Annotated in this window: 24 protein-coding genes; 19 read left to right on the forward strand and 5 right to left on the reverse strand. The window is 34.4% G+C overall.

Features of this window, described 5'->3' with window-relative positions:
- The first annotated feature begins 6 nt into the window (after positions 1–6).
- From BN1066_RS14700 to BN1066_RS14770, 16 genes are all read left to right on the forward strand, one after another.
- A complete protein-coding gene (locus BN1066_RS14700) occupies positions 7–423 on the forward strand; it encodes a YwqH-like family protein (RefSeq protein WP_077320205.1) in 417 nt (138 codons plus the stop codon).
- A 3-nt stretch (positions 424–426) separates the two neighbouring features.
- Complete coding sequence (locus BN1066_RS14705) at positions 427–717, forward strand: TIGR04197 family type VII secretion effector (RefSeq protein ID WP_077320206.1); 291 nt, start codon at positions 427–429, stop codon at positions 715–717.
- Positions 718–738: 21 nt separating this feature from the next.
- Positions 739–2208 (forward strand): T7SS effector LXG polymorphic toxin, encoded by a 1470-nt coding sequence (locus BN1066_RS14710; protein ID WP_077320207.1) that lies wholly within the window; start codon positions 739–741, stop codon positions 2206–2208.
- Positions 2209–2233: 25 nt separating this feature from the next.
- Positions 2234–3004 carry a hypothetical protein gene (locus tag BN1066_RS14715; protein WP_245799805.1) on the forward strand — a complete coding sequence of 257 codons (771 nt, stop codon included), beginning with the start codon at positions 2234–2236 and terminating at the stop codon, positions 3002–3004.
- Between the two features lies 1 nt (position 3005).
- Positions 3006–3476 (forward strand): hypothetical protein, encoded by a 471-nt coding sequence (locus BN1066_RS14720; RefSeq protein ID WP_077320209.1) that lies wholly within the window; start codon positions 3006–3008, stop codon positions 3474–3476.
- Positions 3463–3906, forward strand: a complete 444-nt coding sequence (locus BN1066_RS14725) for a DUF5085 family protein (protein ID WP_077320210.1) — start codon at positions 3463–3465, stop codon at positions 3904–3906. Before BN1066_RS14720 ends, BN1066_RS14725 begins: the two co-directional genes overlap by 14 nt.
- A 119-nt stretch (positions 3907–4025) precedes the next feature.
- Positions 4026–4382 (forward strand): hypothetical protein, encoded by a 357-nt coding sequence (locus BN1066_RS14730; RefSeq protein ID WP_077321500.1) that lies wholly within the window; start codon positions 4026–4028, stop codon positions 4380–4382.
- A 277-nt stretch (positions 4383–4659) separates the two neighbouring features.
- A complete protein-coding gene (locus BN1066_RS14735) occupies positions 4660–5535 on the forward strand; it encodes a hypothetical protein (RefSeq protein WP_143695844.1) in 876 nt (291 codons plus the stop codon).
- Between the two features lie 16 nt (positions 5536–5551).
- The gene (locus tag BN1066_RS14740) at positions 5552–6091 is read left to right on the forward strand and encodes a hypothetical protein (protein WP_077320212.1); all 540 of its coding nucleotides are present in this window, start codon (positions 5552–5554) and stop codon (positions 6089–6091) included.
- 162 nt (positions 6092–6253) lie between these two features.
- Positions 6254–6541: a hypothetical protein gene (locus tag BN1066_RS14745; protein ID WP_077320213.1), complete on the forward strand. Its 288-nt coding sequence runs from the start codon at positions 6254–6256 to the stop codon at positions 6539–6541.
- Complete coding sequence (locus BN1066_RS14750; RefSeq protein ID WP_077320214.1) at positions 6510–6728, forward strand: hypothetical protein; 219 nt, start codon at positions 6510–6512, stop codon at positions 6726–6728. The genes BN1066_RS14745 and BN1066_RS14750 overlap by 32 nt, the downstream gene beginning before the upstream one ends.
- 13 nt (positions 6729–6741) lie before the next feature.
- Positions 6742–7140, forward strand: a complete 399-nt coding sequence (locus tag BN1066_RS14755) for a hypothetical protein (RefSeq protein ID WP_077320215.1) — start codon at positions 6742–6744, stop codon at positions 7138–7140.
- Between the two features lie 181 nt (positions 7141–7321).
- Complete coding sequence (locus BN1066_RS20340) at positions 7322–7474, forward strand: hypothetical protein (protein ID WP_179104409.1); 153 nt, start codon at positions 7322–7324, stop codon at positions 7472–7474.
- A gap of 306 nt (positions 7475–7780) precedes the next feature.
- Complete coding sequence (locus BN1066_RS14760) at positions 7781–8089, forward strand: hypothetical protein (protein ID WP_077320216.1); 309 nt, start codon at positions 7781–7783, stop codon at positions 8087–8089.
- 555 nt (positions 8090–8644) lie between these two features.
- Positions 8645–9196, forward strand: a complete 552-nt coding sequence (locus BN1066_RS14765) for a hypothetical protein (protein ID WP_245799806.1) — start codon at positions 8645–8647, stop codon at positions 9194–9196.
- Between the two features lie 640 nt (positions 9197–9836).
- The gene (locus BN1066_RS14770) at positions 9837–10883 is read left to right on the forward strand and encodes a 2,3-butanediol dehydrogenase (RefSeq protein ID WP_077320217.1); all 1047 of its coding nucleotides are present in this window, start codon (positions 9837–9839) and stop codon (positions 10881–10883) included.
- A gap of 318 nt (positions 10884–11201) precedes the next feature.
- Here the strand turns inward: BN1066_RS14770 and BN1066_RS14775 are convergent, their stop codons facing one another.
- The 4 genes from BN1066_RS14775 to BN1066_RS14790 form a co-directional block, all read right to left on the reverse strand.
- Positions 11202–12533, reverse strand: a complete 1332-nt coding sequence (locus tag BN1066_RS14775) for an APC family permease (RefSeq protein WP_077320218.1) — start codon at positions 12531–12533, stop codon at positions 11202–11204.
- Between the two features lie 13 nt (positions 12534–12546).
- Complete coding sequence (locus tag BN1066_RS14780; RefSeq protein WP_077320219.1) at positions 12547–14241, reverse strand: FAD-dependent oxidoreductase; 1695 nt, start codon at positions 14239–14241, stop codon at positions 12547–12549.
- Between the two features lie 235 nt (positions 14242–14476).
- Positions 14477–15781, reverse strand: coding sequence for a YeeE/YedE family protein (locus BN1066_RS14785; protein WP_218668081.1), 1305 nt, complete (start codon positions 15779–15781; stop codon positions 14477–14479).
- Between the two features lie 388 nt (positions 15782–16169).
- Positions 16170–17393 carry a dicarboxylate/amino acid:cation symporter gene (locus tag BN1066_RS14790; protein ID WP_077320220.1) on the reverse strand — a complete coding sequence of 408 codons (1224 nt, stop codon included), beginning with the start codon at positions 17391–17393 and terminating at the stop codon, positions 16170–16172.
- 221 nt (positions 17394–17614) lie between these two features.
- Between BN1066_RS14790 and BN1066_RS14795 the strand changes: the two genes are divergently transcribed.
- Positions 17615–18748: an MFS transporter gene (locus BN1066_RS14795; protein ID WP_077320221.1), complete on the forward strand. Its 1134-nt coding sequence runs from the start codon at positions 17615–17617 to the stop codon at positions 18746–18748.
- Positions 18749–18975: 227 nt separating this feature from the next.
- Here BN1066_RS14795 and BN1066_RS14800 read toward each other — a convergent pair whose 3' ends face one another.
- Positions 18976–19749, reverse strand: coding sequence for a DUF2268 domain-containing putative Zn-dependent protease (locus BN1066_RS14800; RefSeq protein ID WP_077320222.1), 774 nt, complete (start codon positions 19747–19749; stop codon positions 18976–18978).
- Between the two features lie 168 nt (positions 19750–19917).
- On the opposite strand from BN1066_RS14800, the gene BN1066_RS14805 reads away from it, so the two are divergent.
- A complete protein-coding gene (locus tag BN1066_RS14805) occupies positions 19918–20622 on the forward strand; it encodes a class I SAM-dependent methyltransferase (protein WP_077320223.1) in 705 nt (234 codons plus the stop codon).
- Between the two features lie 1122 nt (positions 20623–21744).
- Complete coding sequence (locus tag BN1066_RS14810; RefSeq protein ID WP_077320224.1) at positions 21745–22926, forward strand: exonuclease SbcCD subunit D; 1182 nt, start codon at positions 21745–21747, stop codon at positions 22924–22926.
- Positions 22927–22943 lie beyond the last annotated feature (17 nt).

Consider the following 22943-nt stretch of genomic DNA (forward strand, 5'->3'; position numbering starts at 1 on the left):
TGGGGGATGAGTACATCATTAAGTCTTCTACGTCAGCAACGATCAACGGTTTTAAAGGGGATAAGTAATTCCAAAGAACAAATTATTATACTAGCAGATAAGATTAGTAGATTGCGGGCAGCTTCTACTAATCTACAAAAAAGCATTTCAGAGCTTGAATCAAATAAGCGACAAGTAGATAGTTTATCAATTGAAAACAATCGGTGGTCTGGAACGAATGAAACTAAATTTCTAAATAAGTATGATGCATACAGAGATAGTGTAAAATCGTTTTTGGGTGACACGATTAATGCAAAAGAAGACATTGAAGATACAATAAGGAGATTAGAGGATAGTAAAGCAGCATACATTAATGGTTTAAATAATCTTCAGTCAACCCTAAGTTCTATTGAGTACAAAATCAGTCATGTAAAGGTGGAATAATTCATGAGTAAAGAAGTTAGCATAAATATGGATGTTTTTAGGTCAAATATTGAAAAAATAAGAGAAACTGCTACCAGCCTAAAAACAGGTATTAAAACAAATCGTACTTTTAAAAAAACAAATATAAAGCCTTTTATTAATGACTTAGAGAATATCATTAAAGGCGTTGAATTATTAGAAAGATATAAACAGTTATTAATAGAAGATATCTATACTTTAAAACATGTCGGTGAACAGATGCGGGAGAATGATGAACGCCAATCACAAAAATTACAATATAGTGATCTAAAATAATTACAGTTAAGGAGGTTTATAATGAGTTACAGGGTTGATATAACAGAAGTCATAACACTTTCTGATGAATTAGAAAGTACAGTTTCAAATATTAAATCATCCTTAGATAGATTGCAAGCTAATGTTAAAAAGTTTAATGCAATGGATTCTTTTTCAGGAAAAACTGCAAATGCTGCTAAAGCCTATTTTAAAGACTGTCATCTTACATTAATAGACAAATTTCAAGAAATTTTTCTAGACATACAAGTGAATTTAAATGATCATATTGACGCTTTTTTTGGTAATGTCGATTCAAGTGATTCTGCTAAAATAGAATCCAATTATTTAATAGAAATAGATAGAGAAAATGATGTAATATATAAAAAAATCAATAATAACCATATTTCAATTCAAAGAACGATTCAAAGAGTAAGTGATATTTGTCCTATAAACATTCCGAGTTTTTATAGTGTGACTAATGCGTATAGGGAAACAGTACAGAGTATTAACGAACTTGAAAAAAATCTCAACTCATTTACTAATGAAGGGAAAATTAGAGTTTCAGGTACAAAAGACTTTCTACACCATATTGAAAAAGTATTAAATGCTGCTGGTACTGAAAAAGGAGAGGCAAGATTTAACGATTATAAAAGTGGTACAGCAAAAAAAGAAGTACTTGCGTTAAAGCAAGTGGTATCAGTTATAGGGAAAACAAAAACATTAGCTACTGGATTAACGTCGAGTCATGCTATAGCAAAGGCAGCGCAAAATCAAGGGTTAAGTGTGACTGAATATACAAAAAATGGAAAACTTCAATATCGTATCAACGCTACAGAAAATGCATTAAGAGCGCTTGGTGTAACTCCTGATACGCACGCAAGAAAGGCTTTTAATCAAAAGAAAAAGAGCGGTATTCCAAAATCTCATTGGAGCGAGCAAACAAAATTAAAGTATCAGAGAAATACTCCAATTAACTATTATGATAAGAAAACGGGGAAGCAAGTCTGGTCTCGAACAGGTACTGAAGTCATTTATAAACATCCAGCAATGGAAGCATGGAATGATAAGGCCACGAAGTGGGAAAAAACCAAAACGGTAGGAAAGGCAGCGGGAAAAGGAGCAGCAAATGCCTTAAGAGACACCGTGGATGCAAAAGATATTGTAAAAAGTGGGCCAAAGGGTTTGACAAAATCGCTAGGTCCTATAGGTGGTGGGTTAAGTTATTATAGTAATTATCATGATGCACGTGCAGATGGTTTGAGTGGAAAGAAAGCCCATAGCAGAGCAGCAGTTGATACCACTGTGGATGTAGCAGTAGGTGGAGCTGTACAAGCTGGACTTACTGCTGCAGGAACAGCATTTATACCAATACCAGGTGTTGGCACGGCAATAGGTGTTGTAGCTGGAGTAGGAGCAAATTGGCTTTTAAACAAAAAGTTTGGAAAAAGTGAGAAATCAGTTATGGACTATACTAAGAGTGCATTTAGAAAAGTGAAAAATTGGTTTAACTAATTTACTATTTGGAGGGAAAAGAATATTGAAAAAATTTAAAGAAGAAGACTTTGCAGTATTAAGAGGTCCTTTAGAGTCAGGAAGACAAAGTCCATCCAATTTTTCAGCTATGTTTATTTTGTCTGTTTTTTTACAGGCGCTAATGTTTTTTTTAACATATGTTGTAGCTGCAGATGACTCAATATTTCCTTTTAAAGAGAATTTGTTTTACTTTCATTTATTTATTACTGGATTATTAATTGTATTATCCATTATCTATGCAATTCCAAAAGTATATATAAAGGGACAGAAAATGCAATACTTAATATCGATTTTAATCTCTCAAAATCTATTTGGTGCATTCTTCTACCTTAGCGGATTGTTTGTTATAGGTACCAAGAGTTCAATAACGATAGCCCCACTTATTAATTTTACGTTGATTACGTTATTGTTTGGCTTCCTAGTATTCATAGTAACTTCTATTCGTTTTTATGTCTTGCTTAAAAAAGGACATTATCGAAAGGGATCATCTAAGGATAAACTAAGGTCTAAGTATGAAACAGGTATAAAATCTTATTTACCAATAATTATAGTAGGAAGTATAGGAACGCTTTTTATTTTACAATATTTAATCAGTCTATTTGGACTATATGATCTTGAAGATACAATAATGGCAACAGTTTGCATACTACTGTTTCCTACTATGATGTTTGTTCTCCCTGAGCAATTAGTTATTTTATATTGTAAATACCGCTTTGATAGCTTTAACTTTAATAAACGTGGAGAATTAAATCCAATGGGAAGAAAGGGTGCTTAAATTGAAACTGGAAATTAGACCGCTAACATTTGACAATGTGTTAACATATTCAATAAATGACTTACGAACAAACTGGCAAGAAGGTATTTTTATAATGGAAGATATAACACTGGCGGAAGGCGTTTATAAAAATGGCCCCATCTTTTTTTCAGTAGAACCCCAAAATGGAGAGAAAAAATTTGGTCGCTTTACGTACTATCTCCCTATTAATGAACGAGTCCATTTAAAGAATACAACTGAATTTCAATTTCAGGAGCGGTTTCATATTGATGAGGCACTTGCTTTACGTCAGGCAGATCAGGAAGTAGACTTTCATGCAGCTCATAGAAAAATTAAGAATTATGCAATGGGGGAAAATATTGCAATAGAAGATACGTTTTATTGTGTACTATTGGAAGTTTATGGAGATATTATCATTGATTTGTATGTTCCTATTAAAAAGAGTGGGGAGACAAAAAATGATTACTCCTAATTATCATATAGCTTATCGCAATGTCGCATCAAAATATTATCGGTTTGTTCCAGAAGAAATGGATCTAGCACTAAAAGACTTTCAATCAATTTTGGAAAAGAACGGTTACCAACTGAATGGTAGCATACTATTTACTATTTTGAGTGATCCAACAAGTGAGGTTATGGATGCCGAAATTTTTTTGCCAATAATAGAAAATATAATTACTATTGACGATCAAGAACAAATATATTTTCACAGCTATTTGTCCATTAAACCGATGATAATGACCCGTGTACTGAATAATTTTGAATCGCAATCTCAAACGAAGTATTGGGAGTTAATGAATTATATTAGAATGAATGGAATGAAACAGAAAACTCCTGTATTTGTTGAATATAAGACTAGCTATATGGGAAGGCATTATGTGGAAATGAGCGTAGGAGTGTAGCTGCCATTTTTAAAAGTGTTAACAGAGGAACGGAGAAAAATTTTTATGTTTAGTGTGGCGGTACTTCTACTTTAAGAAAGGAGCTCTGATTATGACAAGCTCTATTTTTGCTCAGTTTGATGGGGATATATAGAGTCAGTAGTATTAAAGACAATATTGTAAGACTAGTTAGCGATAATGAGCAAGAAATTAAAAAAGGTTTTGTAGAAAAAGTATATCCAGATATTTATTTAAACAAAGATTCCTTGCCAAGATTATTTATAAAAGAGGTTGATAAAACTTCTTTAATTGAGTTATACAAAATCACCTGGAAGATTTTTTATAAAAATGGAATTTTTGAACTAATCAAAGAAAATAAACAAGATGTAATTATAGGAACACCAAATGCTAAATTAGCAAGAACATATAAAATGGATAGAGTAGATAAATATTATTATGAAAAGCAAATCCCAAAAAATGAAGTAAAAATTTATTAAAGAACGAAAAGATTTACTACTTCAAAAGTAGAAATTAAAAAGAGTACACAACAATCTAGGTAGATATTACTTGGGTTGTTGTTTTTGATTAAACTTCAATTCCTGATGTTACCGGGATTGACAAAACTTTAGAAGAAAATGTTCAACAGTTTTTGGATTCTAATGCACAATGTTTGAATGAGGGTGTTGTCTTAAGTCTATAGGAGTAGCAGGAATCAAAAAATTCAGTAGTAGCGCCCGTTTTGCTCATCAGGAAGCAAATATGAGAAAATTTGGAGTGAAAACAGGAGTTCAAGTAACTGCAAAACAGGAATGGAAGCACGTAAAGGATACGGTTCTCTCTGCAAGCCAATATAGCAAACTGAGAATAAAAAATGCCGGTGCAGTAGTTAAGGATAAATTGGCAGTGGATGCTATTGAAGTGAGAAAAGCAGCTGATACAACCATTGCTAAAGTCCATCAAATTCCTTCCACTCGTCAGGTATTGGCAATTGATGAGGTAGGGAAAGTCCATATGCCCGCAGGAAATACTAGCTCCTTTGAGAATGCGATTCGGAATACATTGAGTAAAGCTGAAGGAGTAAATGTTGGGAAGGGTAAAGTTGTTGGAGAGAAGAAATTCCTTGGAGATTTAATGGATTCGGTTGAAGCCGTCAGATATGACGAATACTGGAGAAAATTAGGTGTTGGATCAAATAAAACGTGGGAAGAATTTTCTCGATATAATCCAAATAGTTCGATTGATGATTATTTGAAGTTAGTTAAAGAACAGTCGCCTTGGCCAAGTGGATATGTTCCTAAGAAAAGAACACTTGAATCTGGAGAACGTTTTGAGATGGCTTTAGCTCAAGGACAAGATCCAATTTACCCGGGGCGTTTTGGTACAAATTCTGACACAATTCAAGATGTTAACTATGTTAGAGAAAAATTGGCTGTAAAAAATGAATGGAAACCTAATATTGATAAAGTTGTGGAGTATAAGGTAAAAGATGGAACAAATATTTCGGTTTTAGAAGGACCTGTAGGGCCCCAAATAGATTTGGGGACAAATAATTATTTGTCTGGTGGTGCGAATCAATTTAATATTTTATTGGATAGAAATATTGATTTAATGCAATATTTAGAGGTAATTTCTGTAAGACCTATAAAATAAAAAAGAGAGGATAAAGATGATTAATAATCTAGTTTTTAATAATAAATATGTGAGTTGGAGTTTTAAAAACAAAGAAGTAAAAATTGAAATAGAAGACATAATTATAGCAACAGAAAATAATATAAATAATTATGTAGTAATATCCTCAGGAAAGAACTTCATTACAGAAAAGGTTTTTTACCACCACTTTGATGGTTCGTTACTAATGTTTTATAATTTAAAGACAGGGCTAATCCAATGGGAACATAATAAAAACGATATAGAAATAACAGTAGACTCTTTGATTCAAGTAGGGTACTATCCTTATAAGAAATTAATACTAATTATGTACAAGACTAAAGATAGAGAGGTTATAGCATTAGATTTAAAAGGAGACTATTTGTATGAGGTTAGTCCTCCGAATGGATATAAAATGATGTATTTTCAAGAATTTACAGATCATATCTCAATCGTTTGTGATGGGGATGATAAACATCAAGATAAATTTGGGAGAAATAGAGTAAACTTTAAGCTTGATATACTAAACGGAAATTTAACAAAAGGAAATTTAGCATAAGTAATTTTTAATTCACTGTTTAGCTAGAAACGAAGATGTTTTATTTAGAGAATTTCAAGGGAACTAAAACAAACAAAGAAAATAGTGCTTGAAGGAATTTAACAACTAAAATGGAGGCAAGCGAATGAATTACTAGCCAAAAAATTAAATATTCGAGATTCCATGCTTAAAATTACAGCAGATACAAAGATACAGAAGACTATCACAGCAGGAGATATAGAGAAATACTTATCAGGAGATTATACGGAGGTTGGAGGCTATATAGCCAAAGCAGATGATGAGGGGCATATTAAAAATTATGACGATGTAGTAGAATCTTCACGTTTGGATTACGTTTCATGGGATGGAAGTAGACCTTTTCCAGAAGACGGAAACACTTATGGAAAAATAGAATTTAAAACAAATAATGTGGATAATATTGAAATACCATATGGAGATATTTGGAGGTAAAAATACAGATGGCCCACCATGTACACAAAACGGATTTACTGGTTCAAGGAATGGCGAAGTGATTCCAGAGTGGAGATTTGCAGACAGGCAAAAACCTGAGCAAGGAGCTAAACTTTTTGAAGTTGTTGATGGTAGGGAAAAACTTGTAGGGGTCTTTGATGGAAAGAAATGGATTTCGGTGAAATGAAGGAGGGATTGATTTGCCAAAGAAGGGATATTTTGGTGTCTACAATAATATAGAGTATGAAGTTACAAGAGATGTTGATAACAATTTTTTAATAATGACAGACGACCCTGCAAAAGTAACAAATGATTTTGTTGATAAATTCAATAGTGGAGTTTATACAAAAAAAATAAAAAAAGAAAACCTCAGTGAACTCTATTATATTAAACCTCAGGCAATCTATAAAAATAAAAAATTTAATGTCATGTCAAATGAAAAAGATGGAAAAGTTTACTTAGGAACAGGAGATGCAAAACTTGCAAGAGAGTTTAATTTTGATCGAACAGACAAATATTATTATGAAAAATGGGTTCCAAAAGAAGACGTTGAAATAATTGAAGAAAGAAAAGATATACCGATAGAAAAAAATAGATGATTTTAATAAAGCAGTAGTTTAAGTAGGAAATATATATACTTAAATTACTGCTTTATTTAGAGAATTTTAAGGGAACCCAGGGATAAAAAAGGACTTTAAATGAGATGCTTTTTATTTAATAGTCGAAGGCTTCAGCTTTAAACAAAATTAAACAACTAGAATGGGGATAAGCGGATAAATTATGGCTATTCGAGATTCTGTTCCAAAAATTACAGCAGATACAAAAGATACAGAAGAACATCCCAGCAGGAGATATTCGGGTGGAACTGGGTTTATTAGAAATTCGATTACGGAAGAAGTCTCGAACCCTATTGCATCTGCAATAATTAGATGACGCAAAAGAACACTACTTTTTTTATGAGTCGTGGACTAGTCGCTGCAGGGGTCGATGGAGAGGTTAAAACATTTTCTGCACCTCCATCAACATTAATTCAAACAATACGAACAGGTGCGAGGTATGGAGTCCCATGTAGCATCTGTAATAGATTTTGGTTCTATGGTTTATAAAGGAGAAGATGTTACATATGCTGTCGTTAAAGCGGGTGGACACTTAGGAGTGGATTAGCTGGTGCAAAAATTGGAGAAGCTGTGTAAGGTTTTTTCGGAGGTTTAGGTTCAGTATTTGGTTAGGAGGGCAAGCGTGAATAATAGGATGGTTCCAATTTATGGAAATAAGGATAAAGGAAGAATAGGTTATACTATATTACTTGATATTCAAACCCTGAGGGTATATAAAGCTTATCATAAAGAAGTAAACCGAACAGTTTATTGGACGTGTTTTTTAACTGCATTAATATTAATGAGAAATCTTCAAAATGTCAGCCTATCCACAGACAATCCTGCTTATATGGTGATTATAGTTTCAACTGGCATAGTCTTGAGTGTTATTATAGGTAGATATATTCATAAAAATTCAGCTTACAGTTTAAAAGAAATATATATCAAATGAGACGCTAAAAGACTATTTCAATAAAGGAAAAAAAGGTTTGTTTTTGAGTCGATACTTGCATCAATTGTTTTATTAGGTGCTATTCTATGTTTTGTTTTACTTTTGTTATACAATTTAATAAATTTATTATTACTTTCTTTTGTTTTATTTTTGGCTACTAGTATTGTGACGTCTAACTTTTCAAAAGCACGATTTAAATTATATAAAACAGGAATATAGTTAAAAACTATAAGAAGTACAATATATCGCATAACATCAAAATATCAGTACAGTTAAATAGTTGGAGTTATAGGTTATTTTGATTATTCAGCATGTATTTATTGGAGGGTTAATTATGTTGAAGAAATTATCTGAAAGAGACTTTGCGGTATTAAGAGGACCTTTAGAATCAGGCAGGCAGAGTCTAAGCTCTCTTGCTTTTGCTTTAATGATAGCAATTTTTTTTAGCCTTTAATGATTTTTTTAGTTTATATTGTAGCAGCGGATGACTCAATTTATCCCTATAAAAATACCATCTTTTATATTCATGGTTTTATCTCAAGTATTATTTTTATCATGTCTATTATATATTCTATACCATTTTTTTATAAAAAAGCTCAAAAAATACAGTATTTAACTGCTATATTCGCATCACAAAATATAGGCGGAGTTTGCTTTTATATTGCGGGAGTATTCTTAATTGGGCAGGAACAATCAATTGATGTTCGTTCCCTAATGATATTCACCTATGTAAGTATGACGTTAGGTTTATTGATATTTATTTTCACATCTATTCGTTTTTATATTTTACTAAGGAAAGGTGAATATAGAGCGGGTTCAAAAAAAGGTGAGATAAGATATAAAGCAGAGCAAGGAATAAAATCGTACTTATCTCTAATTATTATAGGAAGTATAGGGTTATTATTTATTGTTCAATTTTTAATTAGGAATCTTAGCTTTTTAGATATAGAATCTATTTTTATGATAACTTTATGTATTTTGCTTTTTTATGCAATGATGTTTATTCTCCCTGAGCAATTAGTTATTTTATATTGTAAATATCGTTTTGATAGCTTTAACTTTAATAAACGTGGAGAATTAAATCCAATGGGAAGAAAGGGTGCTTGAATTGAAACTGGAAATTAGACCGCTAACATTTGACAATGTGTTAATTTATTCAATAAAATATTTAAGAACAAATTGGCAGGAAGGTATTTTCATAAAGTGATAAAAAGTACCGTGATAACTATGGATGTATCTTATATAAAAAGACAGAACATAAAGTCACAATATAGAGGTCGAAGTTTAGATGTGTTATCGATTGCAGATGGCATAATTTTGTGTCTATATATAAATGCTGACGAAAACAGAGTACAGTGTTAGGTAACAGGACTGATAGAATTTAATTTTTTTGTAAATTTGTGCTCATCTGCTAGACTTATTTTTTCTTCTGTTGTTCAGTGTTCAAAAAATTAACTATTCTTAAATTATCTTACTTAGCAGTAATACGTGTGTTACTTTATATAAATATTAAATTTAATTACTACCACATTATATATCCTCCTAAATCCATCCATTTATTGGCGAGTTTGAATGTTCCTCGTGCATATCTTTCTATACTATTTACAATATGAAATTTTATAAGTATTTAGAACTAGTTAAAATGTCATGAAAAATTGCTAAATGTATCCGATTACACAAAGTGGTTTATGTTATATTCATGTTTAGAACATTCAAGCAAAAATAAAAAATTACAGGAGTGAGGGTAATGAAAGCAGCAGTATGGTATGCAAAAAAAGATATTCGCGTTGAAGATGTAGCAGAACCAGTAGTGGAATCAGGGGAAGTAAAGATTAAAGTAGCTTGGGCGGGTATTTGTGGAAGTGACCTTCATGAATATGTTGCTGGTCCGATTACGATTCCAACAAAGGAGCCGCATCCATTAACCAATAAAACAGCCCCAGTCATTATGGGACATGAATTTTCAGGAGAAATAGTAGGAGTCGGTGAAAAAGTGCAAACTTTAAAAGTCGGTGATCGTGTTGTCGTTGAACCGGTTATTTCTTGTGGGGAGTGTCATTCGTGTCGCCGAGGTTTTTATAATAACTGTGAACGTATCGGGTGCTATGGGATGTCTGGTGTTGGCGGTGGATTTTCTGAGTATGCAGTTATATCAGAAACAATGGTACATAAGATTCCAAAGAAATTAAGTTATGAACTGGCAGCTCTAGTTGAACCTATGGCAGTATCTTTGCATGCAGTTAGGCAAAGCAGATTAAAAGCAGGAGATTCAGTAGCAATATTTGGAGCAGGACCAATAGGTTTATTAACTATTCAAGCATGTTTACTTGCAGGAGCAGAAAGAGTATTTGTTGTTGAATTGTCTGAAGAGCGGAGAAAAGTGGCAGAAAAGCTAGGAGCTATAACAATTAATCCAGCAGAAGTTAATACCGTTGCTGAAATTTTAAACCAAACCAATGGAGGAGTAGATGTAAGTTTTGAAGCTACTGGGGTTTCTGTTGTACTGCAGCAAGCCATCGATAGTACAAAAATGGCTGGTGAGGTAGTAATTGTCAGCCTTTGGGAATCAAATCCTGAACTAAGTGCCAATACGGTTGTATTTAAAGAGATGAACATTGTTGGGTCGATTGGTTATAGAAATATTTTTCCTACCGTCATTCAACTTATTGCTGAGGGACGATTGAAAGTAGCTGACCTGATTACGAAAAAAATAGATTTAGATGATATCGTCGGTGAAGGCTTTGAAACATTACTGAACGATAAGTCACAAGTAAAGATATTAATTAAACCATAATTATCTAACCACGCGCCGACCATAGATAGTTGGCGTGTGGTGTTATATAAGTGCATATTCTAAAAGTTAACATCACAAAACCTTTAAAAACTACTGTTTCTTTATTCTTAAAAAACGGAGATGTATTGGACTGGAGCATACTCTGTCCGGTCGAGTATATTAAAATTTCGGGACTTTCTCACGTCATACTTTACAAAAGAAACATCCAAATATGCAGAGTGAAATTTTTTCATTACGTTGAGCAATTTCAACGGTGAAAAATCCACTCATCTTTTAAGAGCAAACAAATCCGTTGTTCATGTTATGTTACCTGTTTTTTTAAATTTTCTCTGCCAGCTTGTTAGCGTAACGTTGATAATAGAACACACCTACTATTCCCCATATTGCCATGAAAAGTAAAGATGGCGTACTTAATTGACCAGGAGAATGGGGAGTAATCAAAAGAATGATAAAGCTGAAACTAATGATCATTCCTATACAAGTTAAAAGTTGATCGAATCGAGTGCTTGCTTTTTTATAGCTAATCAAGCAAACATAAACATAAGCAACAGCTGCAAGAAATGAAGCCATGTCAACAATATAAATAATGACTTCTCGTCCGAACCATGGGGCAATTAAACTAATAGCTGTAATAAATAATACACTGTTGATCGGAACACCATTCTCTGTTTGCTTCATATATTTTCTATGACAAAGCTTATAAGAGGATAATGAAGATAACAGGTGACTGCTACTAATCATAAAACCATTAATTCCCCCTGATACAGCAGTCATTAGAGCAATAATTAATAGTAAAAACCCAAAATTGCCAACATGAGATATTACAGCTTCACCTAATGCCCAATCGAGGTGTTTCGCCTCGGAAGGGGAAAATGCTAGAGAAGTAATAAAGTTTAACAGGCTGTATATCATTACTCCCGAAAAAATTCCAAGAATCGCTATCCGAGTTGTTTTTTCCGGTTTGAAGTTTAATTGTGTTGCTACCTGAGGGATAATGTCAAACCCAACAAACAGAAACGGAATAATAGCTACTACTTTTATTACTTCACTAAACTGGAAACTATAATGATTAACATAATGTTCTTTTAAAGTCATTGTACCCGTTTCAGATAGCATGGCGATAAAGACAATGAATATATTAAGCACTAAAAATAAAACCATGATGTTTTGCACATTAGAACTTTTACGCAGCCCGCGAATATTAATGATAGTAAAGAATATAATGATCAAACTAGCCATAACTACATCAGATAAATAGACTGGATTTCCAGCAAGATCATAAAGGTGAATCCAGTCGATGGCAGAACCAAATAAAATTTTAACAACCAATACAAAAGCTGTTGCATTAAGGGGAACAATGCTCAAATAACAAAGGATTAGAGCCCACCCTACAATAAAGCCATGTAACCTGCCTAGATTTTTATATGTGTAAGAGAAACCACCGCCATCTTCTGCATGTTGCTGCATCATAATATGATAGCCCTTCTGAATAAAAATAATGGCGATTCCACCAATACATAATCCGATTGTCGTATTGATAACACCTGATTCCGGAAGAAATTTAATCCCGGGAAGCGTGAAAGCTCCCCAACCTATAATAGATCCCAGTACTAAACTTAAAATATCAAAACGATTGAGTTTATTTTTCATTACACATCACAGATTACTTAAAATTATAAGCTGTAACGATTTTGTATCTTCCAGTTACTTGATCATTGTAATATTCATATAAACAAATGCCTAAATAAGATCCAGAGATATTGTATATATTAGTATAGCCCAAATGTTGCAATGCCGTGACAGCATTATAACTTCTTTGACCAGAACGACAATGTACATAGACGGGTTGGTCTTTCGGTATTTCATCTAAGCGTTTTCTAAACTCACTTAGCGGAATATTGACAGCAGTTTTTACATGACCTTTTTCATATTCATGTTTTTCTCTTACGTCCATAATAAATGCATTATTTTCTACTAATTCTCGTACTTTTGTTACAGATACCTGTTTGAAAGCTCCATGTAATCGATTTAAGGCAACCAATGCTGCAAAGTTAACAACGTCCTTAGCGGTACCGAACATTGGTGAGTAACAGAGTTCTAATTCTTTTAAATCCTCTAGTGTCCCGCCCATTGTAATCATCGTTGCGATAACATCAATCCGTTTATCTACGTTTCCCTTTCCAATTGCTTGAGCACCTAATATTTTTCCAGTTGGATATTCATAAATTAATTTAAAATGGATAGGACTACTTTCCGGCATTAATCCTACTTTATCATTCGGTATAATATAGACAAAATCATATGGAATACCTGCGCGCTGAGCCTGTTTTTCATTTAGACCAGTGGCTGCAGCGTTTTGATCAAATACTTGAATACAAGAAGAACCAATGACTCCGTTATGACGATGTGGTATATGATAAATATGATCTGCTGCTGCTCTTGCTTGTCGTTGGGCAGGGCCGGCAAGAGCTAATCGAGTAGGTTCATGTGTCAGTTTATGGTAAACTTCAATAGCGTCCCCTACAGCGTAAATATCTTTATCGTTAGTCTTATAATTATGATCCACTTTAATACCGCCAGTTACACCAATCTCCAGCTCGGCATTTACTGCTAATGTTGTTTCTGGCTTCACACCAATAGCCATGATAACCGCATCTGCCTCTAGTATTTTACCAGATTGTAGTTCAACAGAATTTTCTTTAATTTTTGCTAGCCCGTCATTTACGATGACATTTACGCCTTTATCAAGCATTTCTTTATGAAGAATTTGCGCCATATCATAGTCAAAAGGAGCCATAATTTGGTTGCTAAATTCAATTAATGACACTTCTAAACCAGCTAAACGAAGGTTTTCAGCAACTTCAATGCCAATAAAACCCCCGCCAATTACAGCAACTTGTTTGACGTGATCCTGCTTTACATAAGCATTGAAATTAGCAATATCTACGACGTTACGAACGGTAAATACATGAGAGTAATCTACACCAGGCAAATCAGGAACAATTGGATTGGCTCCAGGGGATAATACTAGTTTGTCGTATGTTTCTTCATAGATTTCACCTGTAGTTAAATCTTTCACACTGATTGTTTTATTTCTGCGGTTAATAGCAATAACCTCACTGTTTACGCGGGTCTCAATATTATATTGGTTTTTGAATTGCTTTGGGTTCATTAGTATAAGATCATCACTATTTTCAACAATACCACTTAAATGAAACGGTAAGGAACAGTTTGAAAAAGAAACATGAGGTCCTCTTTCAAACATAATGATTTCTGCATGTTCATCCAATCTTCTTGCTCTTGCAGCAGCAGAAGCTCCGCCTGCCACTCCACCAACAACAACAATTTTTTTACTCATTTTCCTGTCTCCTTTAGTTAAGAAACTTTTTTCCTGCTTGTTCAGTTCGTTTTTGGAATTAACATATTGTGCTATTAATCACATAGTTGATACTAGTATCATAGCAAATAATTGTGAGTTTGTACACATACCTGTATCGGTATATGCACAAACGGTTAAGTGTACTATTTTTTACTTGCAAGCAAGATTTTTTGTTCAATGATTCATAAATTAATTATTAAAAATACTTAAGTATTTAAAATACACGTTTAGCAACCATGTTTCCAATAATTCCGCCAAGTGCTAAGAATAAGAAGAAGATCCAGCCGGAAAGGGAAAAATTGGCAATAGGAGTAAACAATGCTCCTACATTACAGCCGTTAGATAGGCGAGTACCTAATCCCATTGATAGTCCACCTAATGCAAATAAAGCTATTTCTCTTTTTCGAATATGTGCACCTTGTAAAAACATCGTTTTCATTTTACCAGCTGTTAATAAATAGATAACTGTTCCTACTAGGATTCCAAAATTTTGCACTGAAACTGGATGTTCAAAAAATGGCATAACAAACGGTTCTGTAGACATCTTTGTAAAGGAAGCAATGGCCTCTGGTGAAACACCTAAGAACATTAATAATTTCCCAAACCAAATCCCAAATGGTGTAGAAGCTCCCCAGCCGGCTTTGGTAACTCCCATTAATAATACAAATAATATACTAATCACAATAGCTCCTTGCTTCAAGGTCCAAGGTTTGATAAAAATACGGCGATATGTTTCATAACTGAATAGTTTATAGTCTTTACTTTCAAACGTATCAGGTAAATCTTGTATTCTTTCGGTTAGATATCCATGATAACTATGATGCTCTTTTCGTTTTCTTTCATAGCGATAAGCAAAGTAAACGGTTATACCACAAAATAAAGCCGTGAGCAAGACAGCTCCTAAATATCCTCCAAGCCCGTCCCATTTAAATAAGTCTGGTAGAAAAACTCCACCTTGTAATTGATTGCCTGTAGAAGATGTAACCCAAGAGTTAGTCACCCAAGTAGCTGTATGTTGAATTGGAAAGCCAATGAATATACCAAAACCAAAGAATAATAGTGTAATAAACGCTCTCGGGAAACCTGTTGCTAGATCTGTTAGTACACCTGAAGCACAGCATGAAGAAAATGCCATGCCAAATCCAAATAATAGCCCACCTGCTATAACACCAAAATTAATTGGATTAATCCATAGATCATAGTTAGCTGGGTCAGATAAAAATAAAAAAGTAGTTGTTGCTAGAGCGGTCATAAAGAACATGAACATCATCGCTCGTAACAATTTTGTTGAACCGGTAGTATACGCACGATTAATACTGCCGGCAAAACCGGTATATGCACGTGTCAAAGTGTAACCTAAACCTGTTCCAATCAATAATCGAAAGAAAAGTAGATCCGTCTTTAGCAAGATATTACCAAGTACAAGAACTGATATAATTCCTATAATTCCCAAAACGTACTCAACCTTATGCAGTTGTCCTGCATGAATAACTTGCTGTTTTTTTATTTCTGCTTCCATCTTTAAACTCCTTCCAATGCTTGTTTATCATGTGAAAAATTTCACATGAATAGTATATAGAGGTGACTCCAAAATATCAACCAAATAAACTTAGTCTCCAATAATTATTCATGGAAGGGTAGTTTTGAATGTAGAAATTATAAAACAGTAAAGTTAATGTTAACCAAATCAACAAAAAAGCATGTACCAAAAAAAGCACATGCAAAAGTAATTTCTTCAAATATTATTTTTTATCCCGCATCTAAGGTGCCGTAAGACTCCCACTTCAAGAGCCTTGAGTTGATACAAAAGGGTCTAAGTGGGAGAAAACGGCACCTAAATGCCCGATTCGTTCAAGCTAACATTCAGTAGGAGATGGAAGAAAACTCCTACTGAATGAAGTTTCACTTTATGCGGCACGTTTACGCTCTGATTTGTCGACGACAGCTGCGCCAACAATATCACCCATCACGTTGGAAGCAGTACCAGCCATTCCAATCAGCGCATCCACCCCGGCAATTAACGCAACAATTTCTAAAGGCAGACCAAACATACTTAAGACAGCAGATAATGTCACAAGTCCTGCAGCAGGTACGCCTGCAGTGCCAATCGATAACAAAGTACCGATGACTACGATACTTAGAAAATCGAGCGGGGAAAGACTTAAATTGGTAATATTTGCTGCAAAAACCAATGATACTCCCATGCGCAGTGCTCCTCCGTCTGAGTTGAAAACAGCACCTAGTGGCAGGGCGAAGTTAGCTGTAGTTTCGGAAATCCCGGCTTTTTTTGCTGAACGAATTGCGATTGGTAGCGCAGCGATACTGCTAGATGTAAAAAAGGCAGTCGTATAAGCTTCTTTTGTTTGTTTAAAAAACGCGAGCACAGGTGTATTCGAAAATTTTAAAAAGGCTGTATAGACGACTAACCACAATAATGCAATACCAGCATAAAAGACAAGTGTGAACGTTAATAAGGATTGAAAGGTTGCCAATCCTTGGCTTCCAAATGCTGTGGCACTAATCGCAAAAATGCCGATTGGTGCATATAAAAGCACACCTTGCAATATCTTGTAGAACATCTCATTTAATGCTGTAAAAAAAGTATTGAGTAAATTCCCATATTCGATCATTTTTTTATCGGAAGCATGTCTCATGGTTGAAATAGCAATCCCAATAATGACTGCAATAAATAAAATCGCCATTAGATTACCAGAAGTGAAGGCGGAAAAAATATTTTCCGGAACAATCTGTAAAATAATATCGGAAAAGCTAGGTGTTTCCGGTTTTTCTACTGTGGTGTCTGGTAAAGAAAGGTTTTCTCCTGGATTAATCCATAAGGCTAGTCCGAGTCCGATAAGTACTGCACAAGCAGTAGTAGCTATATAGTATAGAATAAGCTTTCCGCCCATGCGACCTAGCTGAGTCATATTCATTTTGTTTACTGCTAATACGACTGTAAGAAAAATAACCGGAATGGCAATTAGGCTAAGTAAATGTATAAGTAATGTTCCTAACGGTTCGAGTATAGTTGTTTGTTGCCGGAAAAGAATTCCTGCAAATATACCAAGCAAAAATGCTGTTGTCATTTTTATTATAAAGGATGTTTGTTTGTAACGTCTCCATAAACGCATAACATTTATCGCCTTCTTTTATATTGATATTTCTTATAGTACCAAAAAAAAGGCTTTCCTTCAGTTTCTATGTACTAATTAAGTTTTACTTTATACCGTACAACAAATGGGAAGCTGTTAACATTTTGAAAAAACTGTGACGAATAAGCAGTTTCATTACTTTTTTTATCGTTTTGAAATGGAATTCAGTTATAATAGGTTGGAAAGTGAGGAGGAAGTCCATGACTAAGCTATTATACTTTATTATTATTGTTGCTTTTATTGATACTTTTATCCAACTACCTATCATTACTCCGTATGCAGTTGGTTTAGGTGCTTCTCATGTGTTAACAGGAGCAATTGTGGCTGTTTATTCACTCACCAATATGGTTGGAAATATTCTTGGCGGGCATTGGATTGATAAATATGGTAGAAAGCGAATGTTATTTACCGGTATGGTTTCTGTTACCATTATTTTATTGCTCTATCCGCTGGCTCAATCCGGATATCAATTGTTGGCGATTCGATTTTTACATGGACTGGCAGGTGGCTTTTTAATTCCAGCGGCATTTGCGTATGTCGGAGATAAGACAAAAGAAGGAGCACAAGGGAAGACAATGGCGTTTACTGGAGCTGCCATCGGACTAGCTGCCATTATCGGTCCGGCTATAGGCGGAGCTATGGCTGCACGTTCCAAAATAGAATATGTATTTCTATTTGTTGCCATCTTATTTGTTATTACATCGTTTTTAGTACTTCGATATATTGAAGAGTCTTTTGTCTCGCGTGATAGGGGGAAGGTTCATATGAAACATTTTATCCCGCTATTAAAAAATCCAATGTTGTTACAAGCCTCCTTGGCTGCATTTGCAATTATGATAAGTAACGGAACATTGGCATTTGCTCTACCGTTAAAGGTCGAAGCCATTGGTTTGGATACTAGTGTGACCGGAGCATTATTGAGTATGTTTGGTATTGTTGCCATCATTATTTTTTTGACTCCGATAAACAGAATCTATGATCATATGAAACCATTAACATTAGTGGAAATTGGAATTTTTCTGGTAGGTTGTTCTTTGCTGTTCTTAAGCTATATCACAACCTTTTGGACGGGGATACTGGCAATGATTATTTATGGAACCGGTTTTGCTTTTATTTTTCCATCCATGAACCGAATGGTAGCAGAAGGTTCTACCCAAATGGATCGGGGAAAAGCGTATGGAATTTTTTATGCTGCTTTCTCATTAGGTGTCGTAGCAGGATCATCCATTTCTGGTGCTATTAGTGAACTGTTTGGGATTCCTTTTGTATTTATCGCTGTTATTATGTTCATTGCTTGTACTAGTTTGTTTATTGGTCGAATGCGCCAAAAATAAAACTCATATTAAACGAAGACAAGGGAGAGAAAATTTTCTCCCTAAATTTCTTCTACTGGCAATAGTTCCACATCATAGAATAAATTTTGTAAAAGTAGAATTGGTTTGAATCCGAAGCATGCTACTGAGATAGCATTATAAAGATTCAATAGGATAGGCATAAAGCAAGCTTTGGCAACAATATAGCGTATGAAGTAAAAAACGCTTTTCTTTAATGAAGCTCCCCATTATTGTACATCGGCAATTTCTTCACTTTTTATTAGAAAAAGATCCTTTACCGACGTGCTATGCGTATTTGCATAATTTCGGACAAGATATTCTCCAACGCAATAGCCAAGCATTTTTGGATGAAACTGTGAACCGTAAAGTAATTGAATGTATTTTTTACTTCCTGCTTTCAATCGAGCATTGGGCAATATGAGTTTGTTCCAAAAACGTTTTAGCGTTTCATCTGTATATTTTCCGATATAGGTAGCTGTATAGTCTTTACCTAACCGTTTTCGGACAGCATATTCTGCCATTCCCTCTAAAATAATCGTATCTAATAATGTATATTTCTCTTCCGGTTTTTGGTATTTATTTAAACGGCAGACATGATTATATTCATGGGTAAGAAGTGCATGTATTTCGCTTTCGGTATTCCCTTCATGGACAAAGAGAAAGATTTTATCTTTAAATGTTAATCCCGATTTTCCATTATATTCTTTCATCAGTCTATGATTCGTATCAGAAGGGAATATAAAAATTGGCACGTCAGACCCATTCCATTCCTTTTTTAATTTCGCGTATTCGATATCAATTATTTTCCAAATTTGTGCATCTTGCATTTGTTTAATCCGCTTTTTCGATAATGGTTTTCGATACATTCCATACTTAGTAAGATGAGAATAAATCTCTTTCGCCTCTGCATTTGGAAAATAGGATTCAACTCGCTTGGTTATTTTTATCGGATGATTGTAATCCTTTAACAACCATTCATCTGTTCGAACTACTCCGCTCATTTGATCACTCCTTAAACAAGTTGAAGTTTTAGATAGCATATGCAAATGAATGGAAAAGATTTCATTTGTAGCCAATTCGATGGTTTTAACATAGAGTATTGGAGAAAAATCATTTTGATTAACAGAAGCTTCATATAGATAAGTTAAAAATGGGAGTCAGGTGAAAAAATGAATTATCTGGACAGTTTAGCTAATCTTGGAGTGGGTGGAGCACATCCGGGAGGTTTGCAATTAACGAAGGCCATGTTAAAAAAAGAACGAATTGGTCCAGAAACATTTGTGCTGGATATTGGTTGTGGAACGGGGCAGACGGCTGCTTTTATAGCAGAAAACTACTCATGTTCGGTCACAGCAGTGGATAATCATCCATTAATGATAGAAAAAGCTGTACAAAGATTTAAAGATCGCAACTTACCAATTACAGCTATATGTTTAGATATAGAGAAATTAAAACTTGATCAGCAGTTTGATATGATCGTTGCAGAGTCTGTATTGGCGTTTACCGATATCTCATCATCTCTATCTTCCGCTATCCAGGTTTTACGGTCAAATGGGCGGTTGTTGGCAGTAGAAATTGTAGTGGATTCAAGTATGTCCAAATCGGATCAAGCGTTGATTATGTCATTTTATGGATTCCATAAACTATTAACAGAAACGGAATGGAAGGACAAATTTTTTCAGGCAGGTTTTAAGCAAATTGAAGTTGATCAGCCAATCATAGATCCTTTATCAATCAGCTTAGATGATGCGCAAGATTTTCATTTCTCTGAGTCACAAGTGGATGAGGCACTAGATTTACTACATGAACATCAAGAGCTAACTCAAGCTTACAAGGATGTACTTCATTATCGAATATTTCGTTGTTCGCGGTAAGAGAGGAAAGCAAATAAAAAAGGAAAGGAGCAGTTTAACATTTATCGATTAGCAATGCCTATGAGTCATTCTGTGTTTCGTTTTGTAAAGTAAGGTCTCGTTATTGTTGGTAGATTATCTAAAGTTAAAGAGCTAACAGCAAGTAATAGAAAGTGCTCAAGGTGAGGGTTACGAATCTCCCTTGCCAGTTTTCTGATAAAGAGAAGCCTTCATGCGAAAATTTGAGTTATATGTGCAGGAGACGGGAAACTTTTAGACGAATATCGATTTAGAATGAAGTGTTGTTAGATTCAATCCCGATTATTTGCTGCTAAGATTTAGACAAAAAACAGAAGAGAACGTACCAGCTTGCTGTTCATTAACACTGTATTAAAGTGGAGTTAAAAATAGCGTTTAATTGCAAAGTAAATACTTCCTCCATATATAGGAACCGGAATAGCAAATGGTGGTGTGTCCATGCAAAGCGGCACTTAAATAGCTGATTTGTTCAGAAAAAGAAGTCTTTGACAGCAATAGCATTCACGAAAATAAAGCGGAATTCTTTTTTATACTATAGGAAAGTATAAAACTTTAGGCTTTATCGTATAAGAAAAGCGATAACTTTCGCCATAAAGACTTGGCGACAAGCCAAGTTTTTCTAATAATCCTTTGATTACTTATTTTGGTTTAATACTATTACACGAAGTAATAAAAAGTTGCAATTAGAACAGCTGGTTAGACGATAGAAATTGCTTTATACTATAAATATAGTAAAAAATCAATGTTAGATATATGTTTAGTTGGCAAGATGGTTTGTTAGCTAAGTATAATCTTCTTTTTTTTATACTATAGGAAAGCATAAAACTTTAGGCTTTATCCCGCATGTAAGGTGCCGTAAGTTTCCCACTTCAAGTCCTGAATTGATGCAAAAGAGTCTAAGTGGCAAAAAACGGCACCTAAATGCCCGATTGGTTCAAGGGCCTTTAGGTCATACCCTTGTGGTACTAACATTCAGTAGGAGAGGGAAGCAAACTCCTACTGAATGAAGTTTCACTTTAAGAAAAACTACAGCTTTCGCTAAAGATTTGGCGACAAGCCAAGTTTTTCTAATATAACATGCATTTTGGGGAGGTAGTTTCTTAGATGAAATTTTTTCATACTGCCGATTGGCACCTTGGAAAGCTTGTTCAAGGTGTTTACATGACAGAGGATCAGAGACATATTATGCAAGAGTTTGTACAAGCTGTTGAGGATGAACAACCAGATGCTGTGATTATTTCAGGAGATCTTTATGATCGAGCGGTTCCGCCAACAGAAGCAGTGCATTTACTAGATGAAATCTTGGATAAGATCGTACTGCAATTGAATATACCTGTACTAGCTATAGCAGGTAATCATGATAGTCCCAGCCGGCTGGACTTTGGCAGCAAAATCATGCGTGAAAACGGCTTGTATATTGTTGGACAGCTGTCTAAACATAATAAACCTGTTGTTTTAAAAGATAAGCATGGTGAAGTTCATTTTCATCTCATCCCTTATTGTGATCCAAGTGTTGTTCGTAACGTTTTTGGTGATGATCAAATCCGTAATCATAATGATGCAATGGGGAAAATTATTGAACAGATAGAAGCTGCAATGGAACCAGATGCAAGGCATGTTTTTGTTGGACATGCGTTTGTTACGCCTTATGGGGAAGAGGAAGCTAATACAAGTGAATCGGAACGTCCACTCGCGATTGGTGGTTCTGAATATGTGGATGCAAGACTGTTTAAAAACTTTCATTACACGGCATTAGGTCATCTCCATCAAGCTCATTATGTAAATGAACCAACCATTCGCTATGCCGGTTCACCATTAAAGTATTCTATTTCGGAAGAGTATCATCGAAAAGGATTTTTAATGGTAGAAATGGATGGAGAAGGGAATATTGAACTTGAAAAAAAATGGTTGACACCAAAAAGAGATATACGAACAGTAGAAGGTTCATTAAAAGAAATCCTGCAACAGTCGATTAACGAAGATTATGTGTTTGTAAAATTAACGGATGAAACGCCTGTGCTTTCGCCAATGGAAAAAATACGTTCAGTTTATCCTAATGCGATGCATGTAGAACGAAAAATTAACTTTGCAAAATCAGGTGATTCTAATCAGGTTAAATCGGTTGAACGGACAAAAATGACGGATACTGAACTATTTCAAGCCTTTTACAAAGAAGTAAAAGGGTATGAACCAGATGAAGAAACGATAAAGATGTTCCAGGGTGTATTGAATGATCTTTTAACAGATCAAAACGAAACAAAAGATATAACTCATGTAACCAATTAAATAACGCTGTGAAGTTG

The organism is Virgibacillus proomii, assembly GCF_900162615.1.
Classification (GTDB): Bacteria; Bacillota; Bacilli; order Bacillales; family Amphibacillaceae; genus Virgibacillus; species Virgibacillus proomii.